The 8,895-nt window shown below is 70.6% G+C and carries 8 protein-coding genes; 1 reads left to right on the top strand and 7 read right to left on the bottom strand.

From position 1 onward, the window contains the following. Positions 1 to 32 precede the first annotated feature (32 nt). Positions 33 to 257 (bottom strand): EF-hand domain-containing protein, encoded by a 225-nt coding sequence (locus ACWGIG_RS33525; protein WP_453325465.1) that lies wholly within the window; start codon positions 255 to 257, stop codon positions 33 to 35. A gap of 352 nt (positions 258 to 609) precedes the next feature. Here ACWGIG_RS33525 and ACWGIG_RS33530 point away from each other — a divergent pair, with 352 nt between their 5' ends. Beyond that, entirely contained in the window at positions 610 to 1,287 is a 678-nt protein-coding gene (locus ACWGIG_RS33530; protein WP_453325466.1) for a GNAT family N-acetyltransferase, read from the top strand. Between the two features lie 244 nt (positions 1,288 to 1,531). On the opposite strand, the gene ACWGIG_RS33535 is transcribed toward ACWGIG_RS33530, so the two are convergent. The 6 genes from ACWGIG_RS33535 to ACWGIG_RS33560 all read right to left on the bottom strand — a co-directional run bounded on the left by ACWGIG_RS33535 (position 1,532) and on the right by ACWGIG_RS33560 (position 8,527). Further along, complete coding sequence (locus tag ACWGIG_RS33535) at positions 1,532 to 2,773, bottom strand: YVTN family beta-propeller repeat protein (protein WP_453325467.1); 1,242 nt, start codon at positions 2,771 to 2,773, stop codon at positions 1,532 to 1,534. Beyond that, positions 2,770 to 3,666 (bottom strand): polysaccharide deacetylase family protein, encoded by an 897-nt coding sequence (locus ACWGIG_RS33540; protein ID WP_453325470.1) that lies wholly within the window; start codon positions 3,664 to 3,666, stop codon positions 2,770 to 2,772. Before ACWGIG_RS33540 ends, ACWGIG_RS33535 begins: the two co-directional genes overlap by 4 nt. 628 nt (positions 3,667 to 4,294) lie before the next feature. Next, positions 4,295 to 4,804, bottom strand: coding sequence for an ATP-binding protein (locus tag ACWGIG_RS33545; protein ID WP_453325468.1), 510 nt, complete (start codon positions 4,802 to 4,804; stop codon positions 4,295 to 4,297). 258 nt (positions 4,805 to 5,062) lie between these two features. Beyond that, entirely contained in the window at positions 5,063 to 5,830 is a 768-nt protein-coding gene (locus ACWGIG_RS33550; protein WP_453325469.1) for an enoyl-CoA hydratase/isomerase family protein, read from the bottom strand. A gap of 97 nt (positions 5,831 to 5,927) precedes the next feature. Further along, positions 5,928 to 7,154 carry a L,D-transpeptidase gene (locus ACWGIG_RS33555; protein WP_453325471.1) on the bottom strand — a complete coding sequence of 409 codons (1,227 nt, stop codon included), beginning with the start codon at positions 7,152 to 7,154 and terminating at the stop codon, positions 5,928 to 5,930. A gap of 209 nt (positions 7,155 to 7,363) precedes the next feature. Continuing rightward, positions 7,364 to 8,527 carry a L,D-transpeptidase gene (locus tag ACWGIG_RS33560; protein ID WP_453325472.1) on the bottom strand — a complete coding sequence of 388 codons (1,164 nt, stop codon included), beginning with the start codon at positions 8,525 to 8,527 and terminating at the stop codon, positions 7,364 to 7,366. Between the last annotated feature and the right edge of the window lie 368 nt (positions 8,528 to 8,895).

Consider the following 8,895-nt stretch of genomic DNA (forward strand, 5'->3'; position numbering starts at 1 on the left):
ACCCTGTGGGGGTTCCGGCCCTTTCCCGTGTCTCAGGCCTGGCGGGAGGCCCAGAACTCGTCGAAGTCGAGCCGGCCGTCGCTGTCGCCGTCGTGGGCGTTGATGATGGCCTGGGCCACGGTCTCGGTGACGGTGAAGTCGCCGAGCTCCGCCATCACGCTCTTGTACTCGGCGGCGGTGATCGTGCCGTCGCCGTTCTTGTCGAACTTGCCGAACGCCTTGCGCGCCGACTCGATGTCGTTGTCGATGTCCGCCATGTGGTCCACCCCTTGGTGCAGTCAGGCCGGTCGCTGTCGTCACTGGGTCGTCACTGTCGGCCGGGCCAAATCAATACGGCGACAGATTAGCGGCCCTGGTACGCACCGGGGTGGGGAGGGTTCGGCACCCGGTTGCCGAAGGAGTCGCGGGTGACCCGTCGGCGGTGGTGGTGCCCGCACCGCGCGCCGGGGAACCGGGCTTCAGCCGTACGTCGCCGGGAACCGGGCTTCAGCCGAACGTCGCCGGGGGCGAGGCGGAGGGGCGGAGCGTGCGGTTCGAGATGGCCGGACGGGAGGCGGTACGGGTGGGGTGACTCCGTGGACGGAACGCCCCGGGTGCTTGGATCTCTCCATGAGAGATCACGTCACCGCTCCCAGCGGCCCCAAATCGCTTGCCCAGTTCCTCGATTCGGCCGCCCGCGGGGTGTTTCCGCCGTCGGACGGCGGCGTGACCGTCGTGCCGCAGGCGGAGCAGCGGGTGGCGGGTGTGCTGTCCTTCACCGCCCACTCGGTGATCTTTACGGACCAGGATCCGGAGTGGGTACGTACGACGCTGGCGGCGACGCCGTGCGATCCGCTCGCCGCGTCCATGAACCCGCTGTTCCTGGTGGCCCTCGCGGAGCGGGCCGGGCGGCGGATGAACGACACGATCGACCTGCTGACGGTGGCGGGCGCTCTGCCGGGGCGGCCGGATCCCGAGCTGGGGCTGGAGGAGATCGACGATCCTTCGCATCCGCGGGTGGCACGGGCGATGAAGTTCCGGGACGGAGTGCGGGTGTGGGCGTCGGCCGCCGGGGGCGTGCTGGTGTTGGGGCAGGGCGTGGCCGGGCGGTGGGAGGCGGCGATCGAGGTCGGCGAGGGGGCGCGGGGGCGGGGACTTGGGCGTCAACTTGCGGTTGCTGCACGGCAGTTGGTGCCGGGGGAGGTGGTCTGGGCGCAGCAGCCGCCGGGGAACGCGCGGAGTGTGCGGACTTTTCAGGGGGCGGGGTTTCGGCCGGTGGGGTCGGAGGTGTTGATGGTGGAGGGGTAGGAGGGGGCCGCTTGGGCGCGGGGCAAGCCGCTCGGGCGCGGGGCAGGACGCTCGGGGGTCGGTGGTCGTCGTGCGGGTGCGTCACGGCCGGCCGCACCATGCGGGGACGTCACGGCCGGCCGCAACGCGCGGGTGCGTCACGCAACATGCGGGTGCGTCGTGGCTGGTCGCGCAGTTCCCCGCGCCCCCTGGCGCGGGTGCGTCGTGGCTGGTCGCGCAGTTCCCCGCGCCCCTGAACCGCCTCCTACCGGAAGATTCCCGTGTGGCCCAGCGAGTAGCGGCCCGGTTGGGGGTAGACCGCGAGGCCGTGGGGGCCGTCGCCGACCGGGATGCGGGCCAGTTGCTTTCCGGACCTCGTGTCGATGGCGTACACCTCGGAGTCGTAGCGTCCGGCGAGCCAAAGGACCTTGCCGTCCGCCGAGACGCCGCCCATGTCGGGGCTGCCGCCGTCCGGCAGGTGCCACTTCTTGGTGAGTCGGTTCTTGGCGAAGTCGAAGACGGAGATGGAGCCTTCGCCGCGGTTGGGGACGTACATCTCCTTGGAGTCGCGGGAGATGTAGAGGCCGTGGCAGCCCTTGCCGGTGGGGAGGAGCTTGGGGGCGGTGAACTTCTCGCCGTCCAGGACCCACATTCCGTGCGCCATCATGTCGGCGATGTAGAAGGTCTTGCCGTCCGGGGAGATCTTGACGTCCTGCGGCATGGCCCCTTCGAAGGGGAGTTTCTGCTGGCCGACGACCTTCATCTGCTCCGTGTCGACCTTGAGGAGTTCGCCGGAGAACTCGCAGGAGACGACGAAGTAGCGGCCGTCGGCGGAGAAGTCGGCGTGGTTGACGCCCGCGCAGGTGACGGGGACGGTCTTGACGCGGTTCATGGTGTGCGGGTCGCGGAAGACGAGTTCGCGGTCCATGGACGCCATGACGATCGCGTGCTTGCCGTTCGGGGTGAAGTAGAGGTTGTACGGGTCGTGGACCTCGACCGGCTTTCCGGCGACCCCGTCGGCCGGGTTGATCGGGGTGAGGGAGTGGCCGCGGTTGTTGTTGACCCAGAGGGTCTTCATGTCCCAGGACGGGACGACGTGCTGCGGCTGGATGCCGACGGGGATCGTCTCGATGACCTTGTACGTGGCCGGGTCGATGACCGAGACGGTGTTGGAGTTGGTGTTGGGGACGTAGACGCGGGAGGGGAACTTGCGGGCCACCGGGGCGATGTTGCCGGGCCGGTTGGCCGCGTAGATGTCCTGGGGGTTCTGCACCGGCGGCATGCCGGGGAGCCCTGCGGGGGCCGTCTTCTTGAGGTGCGCGGGCGGGGCCTCGGCCTTCGTGCCGAGGGCTTTCACCGCGGCCTTGTCGGACGGGTCCGCGCAGCCGGCGAGGGCGGAGAGCAGGACGGTCGCCGCGCACAGGGCGCGGGTGCGGGGCGACAGGCGGGAAGAGGGGCGAGAAGGGGTGCGGGAAGAGAGGCGGGGGGACAGGGGCAGCGGGGTCATGGGGTCAGCAGCTCCGTGGTGGTCACCGCGCGCAGCCTGCGGCGGTGGAGGTCGTCGAGGAGGGCGGGCAGTGCGGCGACCGTGTCCGCGTAGCCGAAGTGGAGGCTCACCACGGATCCGTTGCGGATCTCCCCGGCGACCTTGCGGGTGACGGCCGTCGCGCCGGGCGAGGTGAAGTCGAGGGAGTCCACGTCGTACGAGAGGACGTGGGGGTAGCCGGCCCGGCGGGCGAGCCGCTGCACGAGCGGTGTCGCGTACTGGGTGCGGGACGGGCGGAACCAGGTGCCGATCGAGCCGGTGAGGCGGCGCAGACGCTGGGCGCAGTCGGTGATTTCGCGGTACGCCTCCCACTCGGGCATCTCGGAGACGGTGAGGTGGCGTTGGGTGTGGTTGCCGAGGTCGTGGCCGCCGTCGAGGATGCGGCGGGCGAGGGCGGGGTGCTCGTCGAGCCAGCTGCCTACGGCGAGGACGGTGATGCGGGCCCCGGCACGTTCGGCCTCGGCGAGTACGGCGCGGGCGGTGGCGGGGTCGCCCTGGCCGTGGAAGGTGAGGGCGACCCGGGGGCGGTTGCGGGGGCCGTGCTCGACCTGGGCGGGGTGGCCGGGGAACCGGCGGGGGGCGGGAGCGGGGGCGAATCCGCGGCGGGGTGCGGTGCTCCCGCGCCCCGCCGACGCACCCCCGGTTTCGGTGCCGGCCCCCGTGTCGGTGGCACCGGGGGCGGTGGCCCGACCGGAGGCGGTGGCGTGGCCGGAGTCCGGGGCGTGGCCTGGGGCAGTGGCACCACCGGAGCCCCGGACTCCCCCGGCCCCAGGAACCCGGCCCGGGTCTCCCGGTCCCGCACACCCCGCCGTGAGCGTGCCCGTCAGCGCGGCGCCGGACGCGGCCCGCAGCAGGGTGCGGCGGCCGGTGCGCGGGGCGGGACCGGGCGCTGCGGCGGCGGGACCGCGGGCCGCGGTTGCGGGACCGTGCGCCCCTGCGGCGGGACCCGGTGGCGCAGTGGCCGGTGCCGTTCCGGCTTCGTTGTGCGGTCGGCCGGGGCGGTTGGTCGGTGGTGCGATGGGACTCACCTCGCCAGGTGGGAGTGGGGCAGGGTGAGCCCCGAGTGAGCACCATAAATGTGAAAAGTGATGAATGTGCCGATTGCTCCTTCGGGGGCGTTTCGAACCCAGGGCGCCAGACGCACGACCTGAGGGGCGACACAGCCCCTCGGGTCGATGAATCACGCATCGAAGCCCATAGTTATGCAGTGAATGCGAGGTCAGTGGCCCACCTCACCAACGATTCATTTCTCATACGTCATGGTTCGCGGCGATTTGCCCGAGTAGGGACTTTTGGCTTGAAGCCACCTGTCTGCCATAGTCGGAGACACGAACCCCATTGACCCGGGCAAGTTCGTCATCCAGGCCCTGGAGCACACCCCTTTCGCTCCACGGCCCCCTCGGAAGCCCCCGCAGTGCGCCCACCCCGGCGCCTGGGGGCTTCTGGCGTTTCCGGACCCGGGCTCCCGCCGGCGCAGGGCCTTCAGTGCTCGCGGTCGACGACCCGCATCTCGAACCACGTCGTCTTGCCGCGCGGCAGCAGGTCCACGCCCCACCGGTCGGAGAGCTTGTCCACCAGGAAGAGGCCCCGGCCGCTGACGTCCGTCTCGCTCACCGGCATCAGGCACGGCAGGCCGCGCGACGGGTCGCGCACCTCGATGCGGATCCAGCCCCTGCGGCGCAGCATCTTCAGCCCGAAGACCCGGGCGCCGGTGTGCCGGACGGCGTTGCCGACGAGTTCCGAGACGAGCAGTACCGCGAACTCCGAGACCTGGGGGGAGAGTCCCCACTTCCGCTGCACGACCCACAGGGCGAGCCGGCGCGCGGTGCCCGCCGACTCACCCAGCGAGGGCAGCTTCACCTCGCCCTCCGTCGGGTCCCCGAAGGTCGCCAGCTCCGTGCGCGTCCGTTCGTCCTCGGCGGCCGGCATCCACCGCGCGGCGGTCAGATGCCCCTGCTGCCGCGGTTCCTCCACACCCTCCAGGCCCGCCATGCCCCCATCATGACCGCACCCCGTGCGGACCGGGGCCGTTCCGGGGGAATCAATCCCCCGGCACGGCGCCCGCACGGGGCGGCTTCTGACATATGACGGAGACAAACACGAAGGTCCGTGACCGTGCTGACCTGCAACTACCCGCTGCGCGCGACCGATCACTCGGAGTGCGACATCAGGGTGGCTTAAGGCTCCCTTAAGGCTGAGCTAATCCTGCGGACCCCCCGCACGGATGACCGGCCGTCAACTCGCCGCCCCTCAGAGGAACTTGGCCTTGCCCGGACCCTCCTCCACGAAGCTGCGCATGCCGCGCTCGCGGTCCTCGGTGGCGAACAGGCCCGCGAACCAGGTGCGTTCGACGGCGAGACCGGTCTCCAGGTCCGTCTCCAGGCCGGTGTCGATGGACTCCTTCGCCGCGCGCAGCGCCAGCGCGGGGCCCTGGGCGAGCTTCGCGGCCCAGGCGTGCGCCTGCTCGTACACCTCGGCGGCCGGTACGACCCGGTCGACCAGGCCGATCCTGAGGGCTTCGTCCGCCTTCACCATGCGGCCGGTGAAGATGAGGTCCTTGGCCTTGGAGGGGCCGACGAGGCGGGAGAGACGCTGGGTGCCGCCGGCGCCCGGGATCACCCCGAGCAGGATCTCGGGCTGGCCGAGCTTGGCGTTGTCGCCGGCGATGCGGAAGTCCGCGCAGAGCGCCAACTCGCAGCCGCCGCCCAGCGCGTAACCGGTGACGGCGGCGACGACGGGCTTGGGGATGCGGGCGACCGCGGTGAAGGACTCCTGGAGCGCCCGGGACCGTACGACCATCGCGGCGTGGTCCATCGCCTGCATCTCCTTGATGTCCGCGCCCGCCGCGAACACCTTCTCGCCGCCGTAGACGACCACCGCGCGCACGTCGTCGCGGCGGGCGGCCTCCTCGGCGAGTGTGCGCAGGGTGTCCTGGGTGGCGACGTCGAGGGCGTTCATCGGGGGGCGGTCGAGACGGATCGTGCCGACGCCTGAGGTGACTTCGAGAGTGACTGTCATACGGGCGAGGTTAGCGCTCGTTCACGCGCCGATCACGGACAAGGGCCCGGTGCACTTTGTCACAGTGCGCCGGGCCCTTACGCGTGGGGCAGGAGGACTACTTGGTCCACTCCGCCCACGACATGTTCCAGCCGTTGAGGCCGTTGTCGGGGGCGATCTGCTTGTCGTGGGAGTTCTTGACGATGACGACGTCGCCGATCTGCGAGCTGTTCCAGAACCAGGCCGCCGGGGTGCCGCTGTCCCCCGCGCCGCGCTGGTCGCGCAGGCCGACGCAGCCGTGGCTGACGTTGGAGTCGCCGAAGGTGCCGGAGGAGGCCCAGTAGTTGCCGTGGATGAAGGTGCCGGAGTTGGAGAGGCGCATGGCGTGCGGGACGTCCTTGATGTCGTACTCGCCGCCGAAGCCGACGGTGGCACCGTTCATCCGGGTCACCTTGAGCTTCTCGCTGATGACCATCTGGCCGTTGTACGTCGTCGTGGACGGGGCGCCTGCGGTGATCGGGATCGTCCTGACCAGCTTGCCGTCGCGGACGACCTTCATCGTCTTGCTCTTGGCGTCGACGGTGGAGACCTGGCTGCGGCCGATGGTGAACTTCACCGTCCGGTTCTGCTTGCCGTAGACGCCGGGGCGGCCCTCGACTCCGTCCAGGTTCATCTTGACGGTGACCTTGGTGCCCGGTGCCCAGTACTTCTCGGGGCGGAAGTCCAGGCGGTCGTTGCCGAACCAGTGGCCCTCGATCGGCACGGACGGCTCGGCCGTCACCTTGATCGCGTTCCGTACCGCTTCCGGCGAGGTGATGCCGCGGGTGAAGTGGAAGGACACCGGCATGCCGACGCCGACCTTGGTGCCGTCCTCGGGGCGGAACTCACCGATGAAGGTGTTCTTCGGGACGAGGGTCGTGAAGGTGGTGTCCTGGGCCGACGCGCGGCCCTCGGCGTCCTTCGCGATGGCGTGCACCTTGTACGTCGTACTGGCGGCGAGGTGGTGCGAAGGCTCCCAGCCGCTGCCGTCGGCGGCGAGCTTGCCCTCGATCTCGTTGCCCTTGGAGTCGGCGACCTTGACCTCGGTCAGCTTGCCCTTGTCGGCGGTGATCTTCAGGGTGCCGCTGGTCGCGACGTCCTTGGCACCGTTCTTCGGCGCGACGGTGACGACCGCCTGGGAGGCCTTCGTGTCGGCCTCGCCGGCACCCGGCTGCACCTTGTCCGGCTTGCCCGTCTTGTCCGATCCTCCGCCGCCGCAGGCGGTGACCAGAAGCAGCAGGGCGCCGAGTACGAGCGCGAGCAGTGCCCGGCCGCCGGGCCGACGTGTTCCCCTGGGCCCGGACATGACCGGGTTCGGCTGCCTGTTCAATGTGGAATTCTCCCCTCGCGCACGGCCCTGACCAGGCCCGCACCCCCGTACGCAACTACCGCGCACTGTGCGCTAGATAATCACATCGGATGCGCCCGGGACTCCCCTGGAATGTCACCGTTCCGTCCCAAGGTTTCTTCCCGAAGTTCAGCCCCAAGATGCAGGCCAGGGCCGCCGCGGGGCGGTCAGCGCAGGGCGGAGCCCGCCGTCCATTGGTCCCAGCCCATGTTCCAGCCGCCGAGGCCGTTGTCGGGAGCGACCTTTCGGTCACGTGAGTTGACCACTTCGACGACGTCGCCGACGAGCGTGCGGTCGAAGAACCAGCCCGCCGGGGTGCCCGAACTGCCGCCCTTCTCGTCGCGCAGCCCGATGCAGCCGTGGCTGGCGTTGCTGGAGCCGAAGACTCCGTTCGACCAGTAGTTGCCGTGCAGGAAGGTGCCGGAGGAGGTGAGGCGGATGGCGTGCGGGACGTCCGCGATGTCGTACTCGCCGCCGAAGCCGACGGTGCGGCCGTTCATCCGGGTCACGTCGTGCATCTCGCTGACCACCATCTTCCCGTTGTACGTGGGGTTCTTGTCGGTGCCGGCGCTGATCGGCACCTCGGAGAGGACCTCGCCGTCGCGGGTGACGGTCATGGTGTGGTCCTCGGCGTCGACGAGGGAGGTCTGGTGGCGGCCGACGGTGAAGGACACGGACTTGTTCTGGATGCCGTAGACGCCGGGAGCGGCCGGTACGTCGCGCAGCCGGATGTCGGTGGTGACGCGGGTGCCGGGACGCCAGTACGTACGCGGCCGGAAATCGAGGCGCTCCTTGCCGAACCAGTGGCCGACGACGGGGACGGCGGGCTGCGAGGTGACGCGGATGGCGCGCTCGACGGCGGCCTTGTCGACGATGGCCCGGTTGAAGGAGAAGGACACGATCATGCCGGTGCCGACGGTGGAGCGGTTCTCCGGCTTGAAGTAGCCGATGAAGCGCTCGTCGGGGACGTGGGTGGTGAAGGAGGTCGTACGGGCGGACCGGTGGCCGTCCTCGTCGACGGCGACCGCGTGGACGGTGTACTTGGCGGCCAGCACCAGCTTCCCGGTGGTGTCGGCGGCGTCCGGCTGCCAGGAGGTGCCGTCGGCGCTGATCCGTCCCCGTACCTCCTGCTGCTCGGAGTCCTCGACGCGCAGGACCTTGACCCGCTCCAAGGTGCCCTCGGGGACCGTCACTTCGAGCGGGGTGCCTGCCTTGACGTCCTTGGCGCGGTCTGCCGGGACGATCCGGATCGCCTCCTCGGGCGGGAGGGGCCCGGAGTCGAACCAGGAGCCGATGCCGCCGCCGGAGCAGCCGGTGAGGGCGAGGGCCAGGGCCAGGGCGGCTCCGGCGCGGGCGAGGGTTCTTGTCACGGGGTGTCTCCCGTTGGGGCCGACGACCAGTGGCCTGCGGGGGAAACGTGAGTGCGAGCGCCACTCTGGGCATGACAGCAGGGAGGACCTCATGTGGAGAGCCTGGCGGCCGGGACGCCGTCGTGCCTCTCGACTCGCCGGTCCCCGACGAGTCGCGGGAGGCTTAACGGTGTCGAGCGCACCCGAACAGGACGTGCAGGAAGCAGGCGGGAGCGATGTGCTCCACGGCCCCCCGGCCGATCCCGGGGCCGGTTCCCCGACCGGTCGCCCGACCGGTTCCCCGACCGGGGCCGCGCCGGAGGCCGCGAGCGGTAACGGCCACCGGCAGC

The organism is Streptomyces sp. NPDC054863 (assembly GCF_053610825.1).

Coding starts and splice junctions, on each gene's coding strand:
- ACWGIG_RS33550 (WP_453325469.1), bottom strand. CDS start 5,830: ATGACAGTCACTCTCGAAGTCACCTCAGGCGTCGGCACGATCCGTCTC.
- ACWGIG_RS33545 (WP_453325468.1), bottom strand. CDS start 4,804: ATGGCGGGCCTGGAGGGTGTGGAGGAACCGCGGCAGCAGGGGCATCTG.
- ACWGIG_RS33555 (WP_453325471.1), bottom strand. CDS start 7,154: ATGTCCGGGCCCAGGGGAACACGTCGGCCCGGCGGCCGGGCACTGCTC.
- ACWGIG_RS33535 (WP_453325467.1), bottom strand. CDS start 2,773: ATGACCCCGCTGCCCCTGTCCCCCCGCCTCTCTTCCCGCACCCCTTCT.
- ACWGIG_RS33530 (WP_453325466.1), top strand. CDS start 610: ATGAGAGATCACGTCACCGCTCCCAGCGGCCCCAAATCGCTTGCCCAG.
- ACWGIG_RS33525 (WP_453325465.1), bottom strand. CDS start 257: ATGGCGGACATCGACAACGACATCGAGTCGGCGCGCAAGGCGTTCGGC.